The 20,256-nt window shown below is 39.4% G+C and carries 33 protein-coding genes; 1 reads left to right on the forward strand and 32 read right to left on the reverse strand.

The window, feature by feature from the left end; all coding sequences use genetic code 11:
• Window positions 1–93 precede the first annotated feature (93 nt).
• The 32 genes from rpsK to MHI10_RS20695 all read right to left on the reverse strand — a co-directional run bounded on the left by rpsK (window position 94) and on the right by MHI10_RS20695 (window position 19,202).
• Window positions 94–483 (reverse strand): 30S ribosomal protein S11, encoded by a 390-nt coding sequence (gene rpsK, locus MHI10_RS20540; RefSeq protein WP_099425578.1) that lies wholly within the window; start codon window positions 481–483, stop codon window positions 94–96.
• Window positions 484–509: 26 nt separating this feature from the next.
• Window positions 510–875, reverse strand: coding sequence for a 30S ribosomal protein S13 (gene rpsM, locus MHI10_RS20545; RefSeq protein WP_057986258.1), 366 nt, complete (start codon window positions 873–875; stop codon window positions 510–512).
• Window positions 876–900: 25 nt separating this feature from the next.
• Entirely contained in the window at window positions 901–1,014 is a 114-nt protein-coding gene (rpmJ, locus tag MHI10_RS20550; protein WP_000868344.1) for a 50S ribosomal protein L36, read from the reverse strand.
• Window positions 1,015–1,051: 37 nt separating this feature from the next.
• Window positions 1,052–1,270 carry a translation initiation factor IF-1 gene (gene infA, locus MHI10_RS20555; RefSeq protein WP_016839390.1) on the reverse strand — a complete coding sequence of 73 codons (219 nt, stop codon included), beginning with the start codon at window positions 1,268–1,270 and terminating at the stop codon, window positions 1,052–1,054.
• Window positions 1,271–1,690: 420 nt separating this feature from the next.
• Window positions 1,691–2,344 (reverse strand): adenylate kinase, encoded by a 654-nt coding sequence (locus tag MHI10_RS20560; RefSeq protein ID WP_340788797.1) that lies wholly within the window; start codon window positions 2,342–2,344, stop codon window positions 1,691–1,693.
• 61 nt (window positions 2,345–2,405) lie between these two features.
• Window positions 2,406–3,701 (reverse strand): preprotein translocase subunit SecY, encoded by a 1,296-nt coding sequence (secY, locus tag MHI10_RS20565; RefSeq protein WP_340788798.1) that lies wholly within the window; start codon window positions 3,699–3,701, stop codon window positions 2,406–2,408.
• Window positions 3,701–4,141, reverse strand: coding sequence for a 50S ribosomal protein L15 (gene rplO / locus MHI10_RS20570; RefSeq protein ID WP_340788800.1), 441 nt, complete (start codon window positions 4,139–4,141; stop codon window positions 3,701–3,703). The genes secY and rplO overlap by 1 nt, the downstream gene beginning before the upstream one ends.
• A gap of 33 nt (window positions 4,142–4,174) precedes the next feature.
• Window positions 4,175–4,357 carry a 50S ribosomal protein L30 gene (rpmD, locus tag MHI10_RS20575; protein WP_340789307.1) on the reverse strand — a complete coding sequence of 61 codons (183 nt, stop codon included), beginning with the start codon at window positions 4,355–4,357 and terminating at the stop codon, window positions 4,175–4,177.
• 11 nt (window positions 4,358–4,368) lie between these two features.
• Window positions 4,369–4,869 (reverse strand): 30S ribosomal protein S5, encoded by a 501-nt coding sequence (gene rpsE / locus MHI10_RS20580; protein ID WP_340788803.1) that lies wholly within the window; start codon window positions 4,867–4,869, stop codon window positions 4,369–4,371.
• Window positions 4,870–4,890: 21 nt separating this feature from the next.
• Window positions 4,891–5,250 carry a 50S ribosomal protein L18 gene (rplR, locus tag MHI10_RS20585; RefSeq protein WP_340788805.1) on the reverse strand — a complete coding sequence of 120 codons (360 nt, stop codon included), beginning with the start codon at window positions 5,248–5,250 and terminating at the stop codon, window positions 4,891–4,893.
• A gap of 41 nt (window positions 5,251–5,291) precedes the next feature.
• Window positions 5,292–5,831, reverse strand: coding sequence for a 50S ribosomal protein L6 (gene rplF / locus MHI10_RS20590; protein WP_340788808.1), 540 nt, complete (start codon window positions 5,829–5,831; stop codon window positions 5,292–5,294).
• A 31-nt stretch (window positions 5,832–5,862) separates the two neighbouring features.
• The gene (gene rpsH / locus MHI10_RS20595; protein ID WP_340788810.1) at window positions 5,863–6,261 is read right to left on the reverse strand and encodes a 30S ribosomal protein S8; all 399 of its coding nucleotides are present in this window, start codon (window positions 6,259–6,261) and stop codon (window positions 5,863–5,865) included.
• A 30-nt stretch (window positions 6,262–6,291) separates the two neighbouring features.
• Window positions 6,292–6,477: a 30S ribosomal protein S14 gene (rpsN, locus tag MHI10_RS20600; RefSeq protein ID WP_008406949.1), complete on the reverse strand. Its 186-nt coding sequence runs from the start codon at window positions 6,475–6,477 to the stop codon at window positions 6,292–6,294.
• A gap of 21 nt (window positions 6,478–6,498) precedes the next feature.
• Window positions 6,499–7,038 (reverse strand): 50S ribosomal protein L5, encoded by a 540-nt coding sequence (gene rplE / locus MHI10_RS20605; RefSeq protein WP_057986277.1) that lies wholly within the window; start codon window positions 7,036–7,038, stop codon window positions 6,499–6,501.
• A gap of 28 nt (window positions 7,039–7,066) precedes the next feature.
• Window positions 7,067–7,375 (reverse strand): 50S ribosomal protein L24, encoded by a 309-nt coding sequence (rplX, locus tag MHI10_RS20610; protein WP_057986278.1) that lies wholly within the window; start codon window positions 7,373–7,375, stop codon window positions 7,067–7,069.
• Between the two features lie 37 nt (window positions 7,376–7,412).
• The gene (gene rplN, locus MHI10_RS20615) at window positions 7,413–7,781 is read right to left on the reverse strand and encodes a 50S ribosomal protein L14 (protein ID WP_340788814.1); all 369 of its coding nucleotides are present in this window, start codon (window positions 7,779–7,781) and stop codon (window positions 7,413–7,415) included.
• Window positions 7,782–7,827: 46 nt separating this feature from the next.
• A complete protein-coding gene (gene rpsQ, locus MHI10_RS20620) occupies window positions 7,828–8,091 on the reverse strand; it encodes a 30S ribosomal protein S17 (RefSeq protein ID WP_340788815.1) in 264 nt (87 codons plus the stop codon).
• 18 nt (window positions 8,092–8,109) lie between these two features.
• Window positions 8,110–8,310: a 50S ribosomal protein L29 gene (rpmC, locus tag MHI10_RS20625; RefSeq protein ID WP_340788818.1), complete on the reverse strand. Its 201-nt coding sequence runs from the start codon at window positions 8,308–8,310 to the stop codon at window positions 8,110–8,112.
• Window positions 8,300–8,734 (reverse strand): 50S ribosomal protein L16, encoded by a 435-nt coding sequence (gene rplP, locus MHI10_RS20630; RefSeq protein ID WP_340788820.1) that lies wholly within the window; start codon window positions 8,732–8,734, stop codon window positions 8,300–8,302. The genes rpmC and rplP overlap by 11 nt, the downstream gene beginning before the upstream one ends.
• Window position 8,735: 1 nt before the next feature.
• Entirely contained in the window at window positions 8,736–9,392 is a 657-nt protein-coding gene (gene rpsC / locus MHI10_RS20635) for a 30S ribosomal protein S3 (protein WP_340788821.1), read from the reverse strand.
• A gap of 3 nt (window positions 9,393–9,395) precedes the next feature.
• On the reverse strand, window positions 9,396–9,740 hold the full coding sequence (rplV, locus tag MHI10_RS20640; RefSeq protein ID WP_057986287.1) for a 50S ribosomal protein L22: 345 nt from the start codon (window positions 9,738–9,740) through the stop codon (window positions 9,396–9,398).
• Window positions 9,741–9,762: 22 nt separating this feature from the next.
• Window positions 9,763–10,041 (reverse strand): 30S ribosomal protein S19, encoded by a 279-nt coding sequence (rpsS, locus tag MHI10_RS20645; protein WP_004233637.1) that lies wholly within the window; start codon window positions 10,039–10,041, stop codon window positions 9,763–9,765.
• Window positions 10,042–10,101: 60 nt separating this feature from the next.
• Entirely contained in the window at window positions 10,102–10,932 is an 831-nt protein-coding gene (rplB, locus tag MHI10_RS20650) for a 50S ribosomal protein L2 (protein ID WP_340788823.1), read from the reverse strand.
• A 38-nt stretch (window positions 10,933–10,970) separates the two neighbouring features.
• Complete coding sequence (gene rplW, locus MHI10_RS20655) at window positions 10,971–11,255, reverse strand: 50S ribosomal protein L23 (protein ID WP_340788825.1); 285 nt, start codon at window positions 11,253–11,255, stop codon at window positions 10,971–10,973.
• The gene (gene rplD / locus MHI10_RS20660) at window positions 11,255–11,878 is read right to left on the reverse strand and encodes a 50S ribosomal protein L4 (protein WP_340788826.1); all 624 of its coding nucleotides are present in this window, start codon (window positions 11,876–11,878) and stop codon (window positions 11,255–11,257) included. The genes rplW and rplD overlap by 1 nt, the downstream gene beginning before the upstream one ends.
• A 27-nt stretch (window positions 11,879–11,905) precedes the next feature.
• Entirely contained in the window at window positions 11,906–12,535 is a 630-nt protein-coding gene (gene rplC, locus MHI10_RS20665) for a 50S ribosomal protein L3 (RefSeq protein WP_340788828.1), read from the reverse strand.
• A gap of 54 nt (window positions 12,536–12,589) precedes the next feature.
• Complete coding sequence (gene rpsJ / locus MHI10_RS20670) at window positions 12,590–12,898, reverse strand: 30S ribosomal protein S10 (protein WP_008406970.1); 309 nt, start codon at window positions 12,896–12,898, stop codon at window positions 12,590–12,592.
• A 361-nt stretch (window positions 12,899–13,259) separates the two neighbouring features.
• Window positions 13,260–14,579 (reverse strand): Na+/H+ antiporter family protein, encoded by a 1,320-nt coding sequence (locus tag MHI10_RS20675; RefSeq protein ID WP_340788830.1) that lies wholly within the window; start codon window positions 14,577–14,579, stop codon window positions 13,260–13,262.
• Window positions 14,580–14,695: 116 nt separating this feature from the next.
• On the reverse strand, window positions 14,696–16,678 hold the full coding sequence (locus tag MHI10_RS20680; protein ID WP_340788832.1) for an ABC transporter permease: 1,983 nt from the start codon (window positions 16,676–16,678) through the stop codon (window positions 14,696–14,698).
• Window positions 16,668–17,429 carry an ABC transporter ATP-binding protein gene (locus MHI10_RS20685; RefSeq protein ID WP_340788834.1) on the reverse strand — a complete coding sequence of 254 codons (762 nt, stop codon included), beginning with the start codon at window positions 17,427–17,429 and terminating at the stop codon, window positions 16,668–16,670. The genes MHI10_RS20680 and MHI10_RS20685 overlap by 11 nt, the downstream gene beginning before the upstream one ends.
• Before the next feature lie 103 nt (window positions 17,430–17,532).
• Complete coding sequence (locus tag MHI10_RS20690) at window positions 17,533–18,528, reverse strand: sensor histidine kinase (RefSeq protein WP_340788836.1); 996 nt, start codon at window positions 18,526–18,528, stop codon at window positions 17,533–17,535.
• Window positions 18,525–19,202, reverse strand: a complete 678-nt coding sequence (locus MHI10_RS20695) for a response regulator transcription factor (RefSeq protein WP_340788839.1) — start codon at window positions 19,200–19,202, stop codon at window positions 18,525–18,527. Before MHI10_RS20695 ends, MHI10_RS20690 begins: the two co-directional genes overlap by 4 nt.
• Window positions 19,203–19,360: 158 nt before the next feature.
• Here MHI10_RS20695 and MHI10_RS20700 point away from each other — a divergent pair, with 158 nt between their 5' ends.
• On the forward strand, window positions 19,361–20,248 hold the full coding sequence (locus tag MHI10_RS20700) for a LysR family transcriptional regulator (RefSeq protein WP_340788841.1): 888 nt from the start codon (window positions 19,361–19,363) through the stop codon (window positions 20,246–20,248).
• Window positions 20,249–20,256 lie beyond the last annotated feature (8 nt).

Consider the following 20,256-nt stretch of genomic DNA (forward strand, 5'->3'; position numbering starts at 1 on the left):
AGTTGTCGATCTTAGATAGACATTATATATGCACAAGACTATTGCACAAAGTAAAATGATGTACTCAGAAATTAAACTTCTAAGCTGCAACCATTATACACGACGACGTTTTGGCGGACGGCAACCGTTATGAGGAACTGGAGTAACGTCTTTAATAGCAGTTACGTCTAAACCAGCAGCTTGAAGTGCACGGATTGCAGCTTCACGACCTGAACCAGGACCTTTAACAGTAACTTCTAAAGTTTTGATACCATGTTCAATTGACGTTTTTGCAGCTGTCTCAGCAGCCATTTGAGCTGCGAATGGTGTTGATTTACGTGAACCACGGAAACCTAATGCACCAGCTGAAGACCAAGATAAAGCATTACCTTGCATATCAGTAATTGTTACGATTGTATTGTTAAATGTAGAACGGATGTGAGCGATACCAGCTTCGATATTCTTTTTCACACGACGTTTACGAGTTTGTTGTTTACGAGCCATGTTAAGAAGGAACCTCCTTTACTTAATTATTTTTTCTTGTTCGCTACAGTTTTACGAGGACCTTTACGCGTACGAGCGTTGTTCTTCGTATTTTGACCACGAACAGGTAAACCACGACGGTGACGGATACCACGTAATGAAGCAATTTCCATTAAACGTTTGATGTTTAAAGAAACTTCACGACGTAAATCACCTTCAGTTTTGTATGAGTCTAATTGTTCACGAATTTGGTTTAATTGATCTTCTGTTAAGTCTTTAACGCGAGTACTTTCGTCGATACCTGCTGCAGCTAATACTTTTTGAGAAGTCGTTTTACCAATACCGAAAATGTATGTTAATGAAATTACCACGCGTTTGTCGCGAGGAATGTCAACACCAGCAATACGTGCCATATACGTTGTGCACCTCCTTGTTTAATTACCCTTGTTTTTGTTTGTGTTTAGGATTTTCACAGATTACCATTACTTTACCGCGTCGGCGAATTACTTTACATTTTTCGCAGATCGGTTTCACAGATGGTCTCACTTTCATCTAACCTAACCTCCTTAGTAGTCCGGAGTGCAAAAGATTATTTAAAACGGTATGTGATACGACCGCGAGTTAAATCATATGGAGATAACTCAATAGTAACCTTATCTCCAGGTAGGATACGGATAAAGTGCATACGAATCTTTCCAGATACGTGTGCGAGCACAGTGTGCCCATTTTCTAATTCTACCTTAAACATCGCGTTTGGCAAAGTCTCAACAACTGTTCCTTCGACTTCAATAACATCGTCTTTCGCCATCTTCTCGTCTCCCTTCTATATGCAAATATCAAAAAACTCAAGCGAGCTCTTGCAACTGTTTTCTCCTATTAAAGAAGCAACTCGTTTCAACATATGTTCTGGATTGCATGAGAGATGTTCAATAAGACGCTTGTCTGGTTTCGCTTCACACAATCCATGGAATGTACAGTACCCTATAAAGGAACTGTATCCCTTATGTTAACACGATAGCCGGAATGTCTTGGATGAGAGATTCATACCCGTTACACAGATGCTTCCACGAAACCCATTATACCTTAAATAGATCTCATCACACGATAAATGTGCTCAATCCTTACAGTATATACCGGGCATAATATGCTTTTGCAACTCTCAAAAAATTATGTTTCGTTGTTGCCTCCGCACGCCTCCCGCGGAAGCTGTCTAGCGCCCGGACGGGTATCAGCTGCGGCTGCCCTGTAATAGAGCATCAAGTTCAGCAAATACTTTTGAAATTTCTTGCTGTCCATTAATGTTTGTCAGTACATCCTTTGCTTGATAAAAATCAAGTAAAGGTTGTGCTTGGTTCATATTTACTTCCAGACGGTTTGCAACTGTTTCTGGATTGTCATCCGCACGTGTGTATAATTCGCCGCCATCTTTATCACATTTCCCTTCCTCTTTTGAAGGATTGAAAATTAAGTGGTAAGATGTGCCACAAGTTTTACAAATACGACGGCCGCTTAAGCGTGCAATCAATTCATCTTTTTCGACTTGAACATTAATCGTATGCTCAACTGGACGACCTAACTCTTCAAGGATGCTATCTAAAGCTTCAGCTTGAGGAACTGTACGTGGGAATCCATCTAATAAGAATCCTTTTTCGCAATCTGCTTGTGCAAGACGCTCTCGAACAATACCAATCGTTACTTCATCCGGAACTAATGCTCCTTGATCCATAAACGATTTTGCTTGTAAACCTAGTTCTGTACCTTCTTTAATGGCAGCACGGAACATGTCACCTGTAGAAATATGAGGGATTGCGTACTTCTCAACAATTTTGTCAGCCTGAGTACCTTTACCAGCACCAGGAAGACCCATTAAAACGATATTCATACGAATGCTCCCCTTTAAAATAGCGCTGGCTCAGGAAACTTTGATGTTTCCTAAACCTGCTTTATTTCATAAAGCCCTTATAATGACGCTTAACGAGTTGAGACTCTAATTGTTTCATCGTTTCAAGTGCAACACCAACTACGATTATTAAACTTGTTCCCCCGATTTGAGCCGAAGCAGGCAGGTTCATAAAGTTAATGAAGAGAATTGGCATGACTGAAATTGCGACAAGGAATAGCGCACCAACAAATGTCAAACGATAAAGAACTTTTGTTAAGTAAGCTTGTGTGTCATTACCTGGACGAATGCCCGGAATATAAGCACCCTGCTTTTTCAAGTTGTCGGCCACATTTTCTGGATTCACTTGAATGAATGCATAGAAATATGTGAATGCCACGATTAACGCAATGTAAATGATCATCCCAACAGGTTTTGAATAATCAAAAGTGTTTGTAATGAATGCAGTTACTTTGTTATCACCGAAGAATGTCGCTAAAGTTTGAGGAGTTACAATGAACGCTACTGCGAAGATTACCGGAATAACCCCTGCAGCATTTACTTTTAACGGTAAGTGCGTTTGTTGTGCGCCCACTTTAGGCGAATTACCAGCAACTCGTTTTGCATATTGAATTGGAATTTTACGCAACGCTTGTTGAACGTAAATAACACCAACTACAACAGCAAGTAGCACTAAAACTAATAGTGTTAGGATAACAATCTTAATGAAAAGTTGATCTCCTGCACCTTGAATTTGTTGTGCATAAATTTGGTTTACTGAGTTAGGTAACGCAGCTACGATACCAGCGAAGATAATAATTGAAATACCATTACCAACACCATAAGCAGTAATTTGTTCAGATAGCCACAATAGGAATGCTGTACCACCTGTAAGAACAATCGAAATTGTTAAGTACGATTGAACACTCGTATCTAAAATCAATGATCCACCGTAGAACTGGTTAAACCCGAACGACATTGCGAAAGATTGAATAAATGCTAGTGCAATTGTGAAATAACGTGTGAATTGAGCTAACTTACGTCGGCCTACATCACCTTGTTTCGCCCATTCTGCGAACTTCGGTACTACATCCATTTGTAGTAACTGAACAATAATTGAGGCTGTGATGTAAGGCATAATCCCCATCGCAAAGATTGAGAAGTTTGCCAAAGCACCCCCGCCAAACGTATTAAGGAAACCTACTAAGTTAAACTCATCAGTCGCCTTTAATACATCTGCGTTAACGTTTGGTACCGGGATAAATGTCCCGATACGGAAAACGATTAACATTAATAAAGTAAAGATGATCTTATTTCGTATATCTCGAACGCGCATAAAGTTAGAGATCGTCTGAAACATTAAATCACCTCAGTTGTTCCGCCAGCATTCTCGATTGCTTCTTTAGCTGAAGCAGAGAATTTGTGAGCTTTGACGTTAAGCTTAACGTTTAACGTACCATGACCTAGAATTTTAATTCCAGCTTTTTCATTACTCACGACACCAATTTCTAATAATAATGCAGGTGTTACTTCTGCACCATCTTCAAAACGGTTTAACGCATCAAGGTTAACGATCGCGTATTCTTTACGGTTAATATTCGTAAAGCCTCGTTTAGGTAAACGACGGAAAAGTGGGTTTTGACCGCCCTCAAATCCTGGGCGAACGCCGCCGCCAGATCGAGAGTTTTGTCCTTTATGACCTTTACCAGAAGTTTTACCGTTACCAGAACCGATACCACGACCAACGCGGTTACGTACTTTACGTGAACCTTCTGCTGGTTTTAACTCATGAAGTTTCATTTGGGTGGCACCTCCTTGTTCATATAATTGAAATTAAATTTCTTTAACTGTAACTAAGTGAGCTACTTTTGTTAACATTCCGCGAATAGCTGCGTTGTCAGCGTGTTCAACAGTTTGGTTAGTTTTGCGTAGGCCTAAAGCTTCAACAGTTTTACGTTGACCCGGTTTAGAACCAATTACAGACTTAATAAGGGTGATTTGTAATTTAGCCATTATAATTCCCCCCCTTATCCTAATAACTCTTCCACTGATTTACCGCGAAGTTTTGCAACGTCCTCTGCGCGTTTTAATTCAGTTAAACCTGCTACAGTTGCACGCACCATGTTAATTGGTGTGTTTGAACCAAGAGATTTTGAAAGAATATCAGTAATACCAGCAAGTTCAAGTACAGCACGTACTGGACCACCAGCGATAACTCCTGTACCAGGAGCTGCAGGTTTAATTAAGATTGAACCTGCACCGAAGCGACCTTGCACTAAGTGTGGAGTAGTTCCACCCACGCGTGGTACTTCGATTAAGTTTTTCTTCGCGTCTTCAACAGCTTTACGGATCGCATCTGGAACCTCTTGGGCTTTACCAGTACCGAAACCTACATGACCGTTTTTATCTCCAACTACAACTAATGCAGTGAAGCGGAAGCGACGACCACCTTTAACAACTTTAGCAACACGGTTAATTGTAACTACGCGTTCTTCAAGTTCAAAATTGTTTGCGTCAATGCGACTCATGAAGTATGTCCCTCCTTCTTCTTAAAATTCTAAGCCGTTCTCACGTGCAGCTTCAGCTAAAGCTTTTACACGTCCATGATATAAGTAACCGCTACGGTCAAATACCACGTTAGTAATATTTTTTTCAGCAGCGCGTTTAGCGATTGTTTCACCGATTTTAGCAGCAGCTTCTACGTTTGCAGCAGCACCTTCGAAAGCTTTTTCTTGAGTGTTTGCAGAAACTAAAGTTACGCCAGCTACATCATCGATTAGTTGTGCATAAATGTTCTTATTAGAACGGAATACGTTTAAACGAGGACGTTGTGCAGTACCCGAAATTTTAGAACGAACACGCCCATGACGTTTTTTACGAACTTGATTTTTGTCTTGTTTCGTAATCACAGAGGTCACTCCTTTCTAGATTAATGCAGTATTAGGCTGCATTATTTACCTGTTTTACCTTCTTTGCGGCGAACGAATTCACCTTCGTAACGAATACCTTTACCTTTATACGGCTCTGGTGGACGCACTTGGCGGATGTTAGATGCTAAAGCACCAACACGCTCTTTAGAGATACCTTTAATGATAACTTTTGTGTTTGAAGGAACTTCAACCTCTAAACCTTGTTCAGGTGTAAACTCTACTGGATGAGAGTAACCAACGTTCAATACAAGTTTATTGCCTTGTAATTGTGCACGGTAACCTACACCGATAAGTTCTAGAGAGCGTGAGAAACCTTCAGAAACACCTGTTACCATGTTAGCTAATAACGCACGAGTTGTACCGTGGTTAGTACGGTGTTCTTTAGAGTCAGAAGGACGAACAACTGTAAGTGTGTTGCCTTCTTGTACGATCTTCATATCTTGGTGGAATTGATCAGTTAATTCACCTTTTGGACCTTTTACTGTAACAACGTTTTCAGGTTTGAATTCAATTGTTACGTTAGCTGGTACTTCAATAATTTTTTTACCTACGCGAGACATTTATGTTGCACCTCCGTTCTTTTCTTACTTATTACCAAATGTATGCTAAGATTTCGCCGCCTGCTTGTTTAGCGCGCGCTTCTTTGTCAGTTAATAGACCTTGTGAAGTTGATACTAAAGCGATACCAAGACCGTTTAATACTTTAGGTACTTCGTTAGTTTTAGCATATACACGTAGACCTGGTTTAGAGATACGTTTAAGACCAGTAATTACGCGCTCGTTATCTTTACCATATTTTAAGAAAATACGGATGATACCTTGCTTGTTGTCTTCTACATATTCTACGTCACGTACGAAACCTTCACGCTTTAAAATTTCAGCGATCTCTTTCTTTACGTTAGAAGCAGGAACCTCTAACTTCTCGTGACGAACCATGTTCGCATTACGAATGCGAGTCAGCATATCTGCAATCGGATCAGTCATTGTCATGAAAATTTACCTCCTTCCCAATTTAGGGGATTACCAGCTGGCCTTTTTAACGCCAGGAATTTGTCCCTTATATGCAAGTTCACGGAAACAAATACGGCAAAGTTTAAATTTGCGATATACTGAGTGTGGACGCCCACAGCGCTCACAACGTGTATATTCTTGCACTTTAAATTTTTGCGTTCGTTGTTGTTTAACGATCATTGATTTTTTAGCCACGTTTTCGCCCTCCTTGTTTTATTACTTTTGGAACGGCATACCGAACTGTGTTAATAACTCGCGAGCTTCTTCGTCAGAATTCGCTGTTGTTACGATAACGATGTCCATACCGCGTACTTTTGAAACTTTATCGTAATCGATTTCCGGGAAAATTAATTGTTCTTTAACACCTAGTGTGTAGTTACCGCGACCGTCAAATGCTTTTTTAGAAACACCACGGAAGTCACGTACACGTGGAAGTGCGATAGAGATTAATTTATCCAGGAATTCATACATACGCTCACCGCGTAATGTAACTTTAGCACCGATCGCTTGACCTTCACGTAAACGGAAACCAGCGATAGATTTTTTAGCTTTCGTTACAACTGGTTTTTGACCAGTGATAATTGTTAATTCTTCTACAGCTACATCAAGAGCTTTAGAGTTTTGAACAGCATCACCAACACCCATGTTGATTACGATCTTATCAACTTTAGGTAGTTGCATTACTGATTTATATTCGAACTTGCTCATAAGAGCAGGTGAAACTTCGTTTAAATATTTTACTTTTAGGCGGCTCATGTGTGTACCTCCCTTCTCAATTTACTTATTAGTCGATTACTACACCTGATTTTTTTGCAACACGAACTTTTTTGCCATCTTTGATCTCATAACCTACACGAGTCGGCTCGCCAGATTTAGGATCGATTAGCATTACGTTCGAAACGTGGATTGCAGCTTCTTGAGATACAATTCCACCTTGTGGGTTAAGTTGGTTAGGTTTAACGTGTTTCTTAACGATGTTTACACCTTCAACAAGAACACGGTCTTGTTTTGGGAAAGCAGCTAAGATTACGCCTTCTTTACCTTTGTCTTTACCAGTAATTACTTTTACTTTGTCGCCCTTTTTAACATGCATTATGTGTCGCACCTCCTTGATTGGTACTGTCATGAAATTAAAGAACTTCTGGAGCTAGAGAAACGATTTTCATGAAGTTGCCATCACGTAATTCACGTGCGACTGGTCCGAAAATACGAGTTCCGCGTGGTGATTTATCATCTTTGATGATTACGCAAGCGTTTTCGTCAAATTTGATGTACGTACCGTCTTTACGACGAGCACCTGATTTTGTGCGAACGATAACAGCTTTAACAATGTCACCTTTCTTGACAACGCCACCTGGTGTTGCTTTCTTGACTGTACAAACAACGATATCACCGATGTTAGCAGTTTTACGTCCAGAACCACCAAGTACTTTAATTGTTAAAACTTCACGTGCACCTGAGTTGTCAGCAACTTTCATACGACTTTCTTGTTGGATCACTTAGGTTACCTCCCTTCGGAAATTAGTTTTATTCCGAAATGTGTTATTAGATAATAACCGCTTTTTCAACAATTTCAACTAAACGGAAGCGCTTAGTAGCTGATAGCGGGCGAGTTTCCATGATACGTACAATATCACCGATTTTCGCTGTGTTTAGCTCATCATGAGCCTTAAACTTTTTAGAGTACTTTACACGTTTACCGTAAAGCTTGTGCTTTTTGTGTGTTTCGATTAAAACAGAAACAGTTTTATCCATTTTATCTGAAACAACGCGGCCTGTGTAAACTTTGCGTTGGTTACGCTCAGTCATACTTGAAAACCTCCTTTATCAGTTATTTGCACTGATTTCTCTTTCACGAATCACAGTTTTCATACGTGCGATCGCTTTGCGAACTTCACGAATGCGAGCTGTGTTTTCTAATTGACCAGTCGCCAATTGGAAGCGAAGGTTGAAAAGCTCTTCTTTCAGTGATTTCACTTTTAATTCAATTTCAGCAGTGGCAAGGTCACGGATTTCATTAGCTTTCATTAGATTCACCACCAGTTTCTTGACGTTTTACAATTTTAGTTTTCACAGGAAGTTTGTGTGATGCTAAACGAAGTGCTTCACGTGCGATCTCTTCAGATACACCAGCGATTTCGAACATTACTTTTCCTGGTTTTACTACTGCTACCCAACCTTCAGGAGAACCTTTACCAGAACCCATGCGGACTTCTAGAGGCTTTTTCGTATAAGGCTTGTGTGGGAAAATTTTAATCCAAACTTTACCGCCACGTTTCATGTAACGTGTCATTGCAATACGGGCAGATTCGATTTGACGGTTTGTAATCCATGATGCTGTAGTAGCTTGTAAGCCCCACTCACCGAAAGATACTTCTTTACCGCCTTTCGCTTCACCACGCATGTTACCACGGTGTTCACGACGATATTTTACGCGTTTTGGTAATAACATATTATTTGCCTCCTTCCACAGAGTTCTTTTTAGTAGGAAGGACTTCACCACGGTAGATCCAAACTTTAACGCCTAGTTTACCGTATGTTGTGTCTGCTTCAGCATGTGCATAATCGATGTCAGCACGTAATGTATGAAGCGGAACAGTTCCTTCACTATAGTGTTCAGCACGCGCGATGTCAGCGCCACCTAAACGACCAGATACTTGTGTTTTAATACCTTTTGCACCAGCGCGAATTGTGCGTTGGATTGATTGTTTTTGAGCACGACGGAATGATACGCGGTTCTCAAGTTGACGAGCGATGTTTTCAGCTACTAATTTCGCATCAAGATCAGCACGTTTAATTTCAATAATGTTAATGTGTACACGTTTACCAGTTACTTCAGTTAAGTGTTTACGTAAGTTTTCTACTTCCGTACCACCTTTACCGATTACCATACCTGGCTTCGCAGTGTGAATTGTAACGTTCACGCGATTTGCAGCGCGTTCGATTTCTACTTTAGATACAGATGCATCTTTAAGTTTAGTTTCGATATATTTACGAATTTTGATATCTTCGTGTAATAGATCAGCGTAGTCTTTTTCAGCGAACCATTTTGATTCCCAGTCACGAATAATACCAACACGTAGTCCTATTGGATGTACTTTTTGACCCACGGATTACCCCTCCTTCTTCTCAGATACCACGATAGTGATGTGGCTTGTACGTTTATTGATTGCCGATGCACGACCTTGTGCACGTGGACGGAAACGTTTTAAAGTTGGACCTTCATCAACGAAGATTTCAGATACAACTAGATTGTTAATATCTAACTCATAGTTGTGTTCAGCGTTAGCAACTGCAGATTTTAATACTTTCTCAACGACTGGAGACGCCGCTTTTGGAGTATGACGTAAAATTGCAACTGCTTCACCAATTTGCTTGCCTCGAATTAAGTCTACTACTAGACGTACTTTACGAGGAGCGATACGAACTGTGCGAGCGATAGCTTTAGCTTGTGTCATTAGGATTTACCTCCTCTCAAAATTAGCGTCTTGTTTTTTTATCGTCTGCACCGTGACCTTTATAAGTACGAGTTGGTGCGAACTCCCCAAGTTTGTGACCTACCATATCTTCTGTCACGTATACTGGAACGTGTTTACGACCATCGTATACAGCGATTGTTAATCCGATAAAGTTCGGGAAGATAGTAGAACGGCGAGACCAAGTTTTAATAACTTGCTTTTTCTCAGAAGCCTCTTGTGCTTCCACCTTTTTCATTAGGTGGTCATCAACAAAAGGTCCTTTCTTTAAGCTGCGGCCCATTTTGGAACCTCCCTCCGTGATACAACCACGGCCCGCGAATCGAACCGTAGGGTTACCACATTATTTTTTACGTCCACGAATAATAAATTTAGATGATTTATTTTTCTTTTTACGAGTTTTGTAACCAAGAGCTGGTTTGCCCCATGGTGTCATTGGAGATTTACGTCCGATTGGAGAACGTCCTTCACCACCACCGTGTGGGTGATCGTTAGGGTTCATTACAGAACCACGTACCGCTGGGCGCTTACCTAACCAACGAGAACGACCGGCTTTACCGATGTTAACTAGTTCGTGTTGTTCGTTACCTACTTGACCGATTGTAGCGCGGCAAGTAGCAAGGATTAAACGAGTTTCGCCCGATTGTAAACGAACGATTACATATTTACCTTCACGACCAAGTACTTGTGCAGAAGTACCAGCAGAACGTACTAATTGTCCACCTTTACCAGGTTTCATTTCGATGTTATGGATAGTTGTACCCATTGGGATATTGATTAGTGGTAACGCGTTACCTACTTTAATGTCCGATTCTGGACCTGAAACGATTGTTTGACCAACTTCAAGGCCTTTCGGAGCTAGGATATAACGTTTTTCACCATCAGCATAGTTAATTAATGCGATGTTTGCAGAACGGTTTGGATCGTACTCGATTGTAGCAACGCGTCCTGGAATGTCATCTTTAATACGTTTGAAATCGATAACACGGTATTGTTTCTTATGACCACCACCGTGATGACGAACAGTAATTTTACCTTGGTTATTACGGCCGGCTTTGCGAGTTTTTGGAGCTAATAAAGATTTCTCTGGTTTATTAGTTGTGATCTCTGCAAAGTCCAGTGACGTCATGTTACGTCGACCATTTGAGGTTGGCTTATACTTTTTAATCGCCATTTGTTTTCCCTCCTTCTTAAAAGTTCAATATATCAAGTTTAGATTTCGAATAATTCGATTTCTTTTGAATCAGCAGTTAATTTAACAATCGCTTTACGACGTTTGTTAGTGTAGCCACCGAATTTACCAACGCGTTTGAACTTACCTTTGTAGTTCATAACGTTTACTTTCTCAACTTTAACGCCGAAGATTTCTTCAACTGCGTGTTTAACTTGAGTTTTGTTAGCGCGAGTGTCTACTTCGAAAGTATACTTTTTCTCTGCCATAATTTCTGAAGAACGCTCAGTAATGACCGGACGTTTTAAGATATCACGTGCTTCCATTATCCAAGCACCTCCTCAACTTTTTTTACAGCGTCTTGAGTGAATACAACTTTATCGTGACCTACTAAGTCTAATACGTTGATTCCTTCAGCCGCTAACACTGTAACACCAGGGATGTTACGAGCAGATAATGCTACGTTTTCATTTACTTCAGCAGTAACGAATAACGCCTTTTTGTTGATTTCTAATGCAGCAAGTACTGCTTTGAAATCTTTTGTTTTTGGTGCATCTAAAGTTAATGCATCAAGAACTACTAATTTTTGTTCTAATACTTTAGCTGATAAAGCCGATTTAAGAGCTAAGCGACGAACTTTTTTCGGTAATTTGTAAGCGTAACTACGTGGAGTAGGACCGAATACAACACCACCGCCACGCCATTGTGGAGAGCGGATCGAACCTTGACGTGCACGACCAGTTCCTTTTTGACGCCATGGCTTACGACCACCACCAGCAACTTCTGAACGGTTTTTTACTTTGTGATTACCTTGACGTAAAGATGCGCGTTGAGCAACGATTGCGTCGAATAATACAGCTTCGTTTGGCTCGATTCCGAAAATCGCATCGTTTAATTCGATTTCACCAACTGAAGCACCTGTTTGACTAAGTAAAGATACTTTTGTCATTCCTGTTTCCTCCTTTCTTTAAGAGAATTATTTTGATTTAATAGCAGACTTAACTGTTATTAATGCTTTTTTAGAACCAGGGACATTACCTTTTACTAATAATAGGTTACGTTCAACATCCACCTTGATGATTTCAAGGTTTTGGATTGTTACAACAACAGCACCCATTTGACCAGGTAATTTCTTTTGCTTGAATACGCGGTTTGGAGCAACTGGGCCCATAGAACCTACGCGACGGTGGTAACGAGAACCGTGAGACATTGGACCACGAGATTGTCCGTGACGCTTAATAGCACCTTGGAAACCTTTACCCTTTGTTACACCTGTTACATCGATTACATCGCCTTCAGCGAAAATTTCAACCTTGACTTCTTGACCAACTTCGTAAGCCGCTACGTCTAAGTTGCGGAACTCACGGATGAAGCGCTTAGGAGCAGTGTTCGCTTTTGCTACGTGTCCTTGTTGTGGTTTGTTAGAAAGCTTAACGCGCTTGTCTTCAAAACCAATTTGAACTGCTTCGTAGCCATCAGTTTCAACAGTTTTCTTTTGTAAAACTACGTTTGGAGTAGCTTGGATAACTGTTACGGGAATTAAATCACCGTTTTCAGCGAAAACTTGAGTCATACCAATTTTTCTACCTAAGATTCCTTTAGTCATTTGTCACACCTCCTGTTAATTTTAAGAAAAAGTTTTGTATATTTGTTTTTACCATTAAAGTTTGATTTCGATATCAACGCCAGATGGTAAATCAAGCTTCATTAACGCATCAACAGTTTGTGGTGTCGGGTTAACGATGTCGATAAGACGTTTGTGTGTGCGCATTTCAAATTGCTCACGAGAATCTTTGTACTTATGAACCGCACGTAAGATTGTATAAACAGATCTTTCAGTAGGTAGTGGAATCGGACCTGATACTCCAGCACCTGAACGTTTCGCAGTTTCAACGATTTTCTCAGCAGATTGATCAAGGATACGGTGATCATACGCTTTTAAACGAATACGAATTTTTTGTTTTGCCATTACTTTCCCTCCTTCTCGCCTATTTTCTAGACATTCTCCACGAAAATTTCTCCTACACACCGCCATGGCAAAGCGGCCGGGTGTGTCGGCAACCTCTCGCTTCATCGCAGTCAAAGACCAACATTAAACATTATACACAATAAAAAAGAAGTTCGCAAGTGGTTGAGCAAAATTCTTTTTAATAATGTTTTATTCTTATTTATTACATTCGCTCTCTTTGAGCCGTTTATTAGTATATAAGATTATTAATTCGAAATCAACCCAAACGAATTCAAATTTATATAATTACTAAAGCAGCGCATTACTTCACTTATTCACATAAAAAAACATCACTCTCTAAATACAGAAAGTGATGCCCCTATTATAGGAAGAAAACCACTGCTAACCATCCGAAAATGATTTGTGGAATATTATAAAATACGAAAGTAGGAACACATGTATCCCAAATATGATTATGTTGTCCATCCACATTCAGCCCCGCTGTTGGACCTAGTGTGGAATCGGAAGCGGGCGATCCTGCATCTCCAAGTACCCCAGCTGTACCAATTAAACAAATAATTGCTAACTCACTTAACCCAAGCTCCATCGCAAGTGGGACAAAAATGGCTGCAATAATTGGAATTGTAGCAAATGAAGAACCGATCCCCATCGTAACGATAAGTCCTACTACTAACATAGCGAATACGGTAACTGCTACATTGCCACCAAATATTTCCATAGCACCTGCTACAAGTGACTCAACATCCCCTGTTGTATTAATTACAGCTGAAAAACCGTTTGCTGCAATCATAACGAAGCCGACAAATGCCATCATACGCATCCCATCTGTTAGCACTTCATCCGCTTCTTTCACCTTCAACGCACCTGTAATGTACAGGATACCTATCCCTACTAAAGAACCGATAATCATTGAACCTGTTGGAATTTGAACTGCTAGTGACGCGATTAATGCGATGGCAGCGAATAAAATATTGCGTGGCTTCACATCGACTTTCAATTGATCTTCAGCCGTTACCTCAATCATTTTATACTTACGTGGCTTACGATACACAAAAAACGCTGTAACAAGCCCGACAACCATCCCTAGTGCAACAATCGCCATCGCCTTAGGAACATCGGAAAGCGCAACATCCATACCCGCTAAGCCCATCTGTGTCACGATTAAATCTTGATAGATTAAACCAAATCCAAATGGTAAAAACATATACGGCATAATTAAACCAAATGTTAAAACAGTCGCGATTAAACGACGATCAATTTCTAACATATTCATTAACTTGATCATTGGCGGAACAATTAAAGGAATAAACGCGATATGCACTGGGATCGCGTTTTGTGACATAATCGCTAGCGCTAATAACACAAAAATAATTAACGCCTTCGCTAACCCTTTCTTTTGCGACTCGCCTTCGCGCTGCACAATCTTTAAAATTAGGCCTACTAACACTTCTGGAATACCTGTACGAGAAATCGCGAGTGCAAAACCTCCAAGTAAGGCGTAGCTAAGCGCAATCGTAGCTCCTCCACCTAAGCCACCTACAAAAGCATCGATTGTATCTAACACATTCAGTCCACCTGCGAGTCCTCCTAAAATGGCCCCTACAGTTAGAGAGAGCACCACATTAATACGCATTAAACTTAATATAAGCATGATTCCTACTGCCACTAAAACCGCATTCATCTATTACACTTCACTTTCGTATGCTAAATCACTAATGTGTTAAAGTATAATATTTTACTTATTTGCTGTCAATATAAAGAAACTGTCAATTCATATTAAATTAACAGTCCCTATCCTTATAATGACTCTTTAATTACTTTTTTATAATAACTAATAGAAAGTAATGCAAAAATAATATACATTACGATATAAAGTCCCATCGTGATAAGTAGTGGTGTAACAAGCTCTGATCCAAATAAGAACCAACCTGATTTAACTGCAAAATAACTATGCAATAAACCAATTGCCAGCGGTAAACCGAAATTAAACGCCTGCTTCCTATAAATACCACGCAAAATCTCCTGCTGTGAAAAACCAATTTTGCGTAAAATAGTGTAAGCTTCACGTTCTTCTTCCGCTTCCGTCATTTGTTTGAAATACAATATGCTACCCGTTGCTAGCAAGAATGCTAACCCTAAAAATGCTGTCGTGAATATGGTAACGCCCATCACGCTAATATAATCTGTACGTGATTTTTCCTTACTTACTTGATTTCGCGTTTTTAATTGTAATTCACCATCTTCATCTGCCATATAAAATTCAATATGATCGGCATTTGTTTCTTTATAAAGCGTTTCTGCACGGGCTAAATCACCTTTGTCATGTAATGAAATCGATGTTTGTTTATGCCAAACCGAAATGTCTTTATGCTGGGCCAACTTTTCAAAGAATGCATCCTTTACGATTAATACCGGCCCACCACCTACAACGATATTACCAAGTAAATACTCATCCTTAACTTCTATGACCTCGATTGGATAGCTTTGACCCTCAGCTTTCATTATCACATTTCCTGCTTCTAATGGAATCATCTCTGATAAGACATTATTATATCCCGTAATAATTGCCTCATTTTCTGCTAGCTCTAGTCCTGGATAACGTTTTATATAATCCGACAAGGGCACAGCGTAAATCTCCATGTCCATATTCCACAATTCATTATTTTTCATATGCTCGGCTACTAATTGTTCGAGTGAAAACTCCATCTTTTGTAGACTCAACTCCACTGTATCATAAGCAATTCCTTCCGCATCGAGCGCAGCTAAAAATTCCTTGCCATTATCTTCATACAATGTGTAATCTGTTGGTGATGTTGAAAATGCCTTTTCGTCCGCAGAATAATATGAAATATAAGATAGTGTTGTAATCGCAAGGGATACAGCTGTCAGTACCGTAATTAATGTAAGTGACTTCGCATTACCTTTCATACGATGCATAATCGGTGTTAAAGCAAGGACATCAACAGGTGATAAATGCCCGTTTTTCTTCATACGCACTAAGTTCAATACGAAGGCGATTGAAAAACGAAATACAAAAAACGTGCCGCCGATTGTCGTAGCTAAAATAATTAACATATTTAGAAACAAATCAGTCGCTGAATCCTCTGAAAAGAGTTGTGTAGATGCGTAATAGCCGTAACTAATCAATCCAATCCCGATAGCGCCCATCATCATTTGGAGCGGGCTAAAGCGCTTCACACGTTCGTCCGCTTGTTTTGAGGCGGTGAAAAGCGATAATAACGATACACGGCGAATCATCAAGGTCATCTGTACTAAAATAATTGCTAATAAAATCGCAAACAGGAGCACTGTCTGTTTTACGGCTTCTAAACTAAATGTCATCGCCACAACCGTATCTTGCTCAAGAACTTTTAACAATACCATCGCAAACAATCGTGAACTTAAAAATCCAAATAACATACCAACGAGCACTGCCCCCGCAAACAGGACAATGTTTTCAAGTGCAACAAGACGAATAATTAAACCTTTCGTCATCCCGATTAATTGATACAGCCCAATTTCTTTACTTCGACGTTTCATAAATAAATGATTTGCATAAAGCACGAAAAATAATACGATAAAATACAAAATATACGTTGCTGCTTTTAAACCAGCTGCTGCCGATCCACTATTCGCTGCCGTTTGCATAACCGAGTCATTATATTGCAACGTCACAAATGAAAAATACAAAGTTACACTAAAAATTAAGGCAAAGAAGTATAAATAATAATGTTTTATATTTTTTAGCATACTTTTAAAAACTAATTGATTAAGCTTCATGACCGTCACCACCTAGCACACTTTGCGTATGCAAAATTTGCTGGAAAAAGTCATTGCGGCTTTTTTCACCTTTATATAACTCCGTATACAGTTGCCCGTCTTTTAAAAACAATACTCGTGAACAAAAACTCGCAGCTACTGCATCATGTGTCACCATCATAATCGTTACATTTTTTTGCTCATTAATATTTACTAAGTTGCTCAGTAGTGCTGTTGCTGATTTTGAATCCAATGCACCAGTTGGTTCATCTGCAAACACAATTGACGGGTTAGAAATTAAAGCACGTGCCGCAGAAGTTCGTTGCTTTTGACCACCTGAAATTTCATTCGGGTATTTATTTGCAATGTCTTCAATCATTAATATTTTCACAAGTTCTGCAAATCGTGCCTCTGCCGCAGCTTTTGGAATTTTTGTAATGGATAGTGGCAGCAAAATATTTTCTTTTACCGTTAACGTATCAAGTAAATTATAGTCTTGGAATATAAAGCCTAGTTGATCTCGACGGAATTTTGCCAACTCATGCTCCTTCATTTTTTGTAATTGCTGTCCATCAATTTCTACAAGCCCCTCTGTTACACGGTCAATGGAACAAAGAACATTTAAAAGTGTCGTCTTACCTGATCCTGAAGAACCCATAATTCCGACAAATTCTCCTTTTTCTACTTCTAAGTCAATGCCCTTTAATACTTCATAGGCCATCTGTTTCTTACCATATGTCTTCTTAATTTTACGTCCAATTAAAATGCTCATCATTGTGCTCCCCTCTGCTTCCTTATGTCCTTAATTTTACAAGGTTCATACGTAATAATCGTTTGATTTGCATGACAAAAAGAAGCGGTACATGACAATTTCGTCACATACCGTAAAGTTTCATGTATTCATTTTGTTTAGGAAATACTAGTGTAACAGTTGAGCCTTCATCGACTTTTGAATTTACCAAGAGCTTTATACCAAGCTTTGTCGCAGCATTTTGCGCTAAATAAAGCCCCATCCCTGTTGCAGTAGTGGATTCTCTGCCAACTGATCCTGTATATGACTTCCGAAAAATACGCGGTAAATCCTCCGGTGCAATTCCAATCCCACAATCTCGTATATGTAATGCCCAATTCCCTTGTTGCTGAGACATAGTAATATGCACTTCCGAATTTGCATGACTATATTTCACTGCATTCGATAAAATTTGACGCAAAATAAATGATAGCCACTTCGTATCCGTCACGATTTCTAGCTCCAACTCTTCTACTTCAAAACCAATCCCCTTTTCCATACACCAAGCTTTCAATGAACGAATTTCATTAGCAATCACTTTGCGTAATTCCACACGCTCTAAACGATTATCCTGTTCCATCGTTTGAAGGCGTGTTTGATGAAGCTGTTGGTCAACAAGCATGTATAAACGAAGCCATTCATGTTCAAGACGCGTCTGTAGCTTTCCAACTTCCATTTGCTCAAGCATGATTTTCATTGCGGTTAAAGGTGTTTTCACTTCATGTACCCATGCAAGCAAATCATCTCGTTCCTCTAACAATTGAATTTTCATCTGATTGAGTTCATTCGTTTGCTGTGCATACTCCCTTTGAAAACGTTCAACTAAATGTGACATATAGGGACTCTGCATGCGATCTAAGTCTTCAAAGCTTTGATTTTCCACTCTCTTTAAATATGACCAATCCTTTAAAAATCGCCAACCAATAAAGAAAAAGAAAAGTACACTATACACACTATTTAAATAAAGTATCGACACATTATAAAACCCACTGTCTAGCACTAGCAAACCATTCAAACTAATTAATGATAAAACGTAAAACAGAAACCACTGTGCATGCTCCTTTAAAAATAGCCAGATCATAAAGTAACCGCCATATAGCCAAGTCCCTTTTTCGTTAAAATGACCTCCGCTAATCCGATTTCCTCCAATCGCTGACGTAAACGATTTACGTTCACCGTTAGCGTATTGTCATTGACAAAACGCTCATCATCCCATAATTTACGCATTAATTCGTCACGTGACACGATTTTATCCGTTTGAGATAACAGAAAACGTAATATAAAAAGTTCATTTTTAGTTAACGCCATTTTTTCTCCGTTTAAGCTAACTTCACTACGACTATAATCTACTTGCGCTCCATTCCACTGGATAATATTTGGAGCTTGCTCTTGATACGTATATGTTCGTCGTAGCAATGCCTGTATTTTCGCAATCAATACTTCCATATGAAAGGGCTTTTGCACAAAATCATCTGCCCCCATTTGCATCGCCATCACCATATCCATCGGGTGATCACGTGAGGATAGAAAGATAATCGGCACTTTTGATACAAAACGAATTTCGCGACACCAGTGAAAGCCATCGAATGCTGGTAATTGAATATCGATGAGGACAAGCTCCGGCTGTTCTTTCTCAAATGTATCCATTACTTGTTGGAAATTTGTAGGCCCCACCACTTCAATATCCCACTGTGCAAAGCGCTCACGTATTAATTCAAAAATTGACGGGTCATCTTCTATTAGCATAATCTTCAAATTTACCAGCTCCTTTAAATGCTATTATATTATACACGAACGATAAACTTACAACTATTCCCATAACTTCATCTTGGCACAATTCAAAATCTGTGACAACCGCTAGTAATTATGTTTGTTATAATGAATTCAAACGTTCGTACAGGAGGTTTGAATTCATGGATATTCGTCAAATTGAATATTTTGTTGAAGTGGCAAAACAATTAAGTTTTACGAAAGCTGCTACTACACTACACGTATCGCAGCCTTCTATAAGCAAAGCAATTCAAAATTTAGAATCTGAACTTGGTGTACCGCTATTTTATCGTTCTTCCAAGCAACTTGAATTAACGGACGCTGGGCATGCTGTTTTAATCAATGCCTTACAAGTATTGGAGTCTTTCCATAATCTACGCTCCGAACTAACCGATTTAATGGAATTAAAAAAAGGACAAATTCGAATTGGCATTCCACCAATTGTCGGTGCAGAATTTTTTTCGAAGTTAATTAGCTATTATAAAGAGAAATATCCATACATTGAAATTTTATTAACCGAAGTGGGCACAAAACGCATTCGACAGGGGATTGAAGCTGGGGAACTAGATATCGGCTTAGTATGTAGCGTTTGCTCAACGAATGAGCAATTAGAAACAATTCGATTTATAAAAGATCCACTTGTTTTAATCGTTCATCAAGATCATTCACTAGCGAAGCAGAAATTTATTGAACTAGCCGATTTACAATCCGAGGCATTTATCATTTACCGTAATGATTTCATTTTATATGATCGCATTATTGAGGAATGCTCAAAATTCGGCTATTTTCCAACAATCGTTTGTGAAACATCCCAAAAGGATTTATTTATCGAAATGGTGCAAGCTAAACTCGGTATTGCTTTACTCCCGAAAAAAATTGCTGAAAAGATTACATACGATACGATTCAAACAATCCCCTTAAAAGAACAAGTCATTCATTTAGAGCTCGGTATTACGTGGAAGAAAAATAAGTACTTACCATTTGCTGTACGGGAATTCATTGAACTTGCACGTGATTTTATGCCTGAATAAAAAAAAGC

Origin of the sequence: Solibacillus sp. FSL K6-1523, assembly GCF_038005225.1 — a bacterium.
GTDB lineage: Bacteria > Bacillota > Bacilli > Bacillales_A > Planococcaceae > Solibacillus.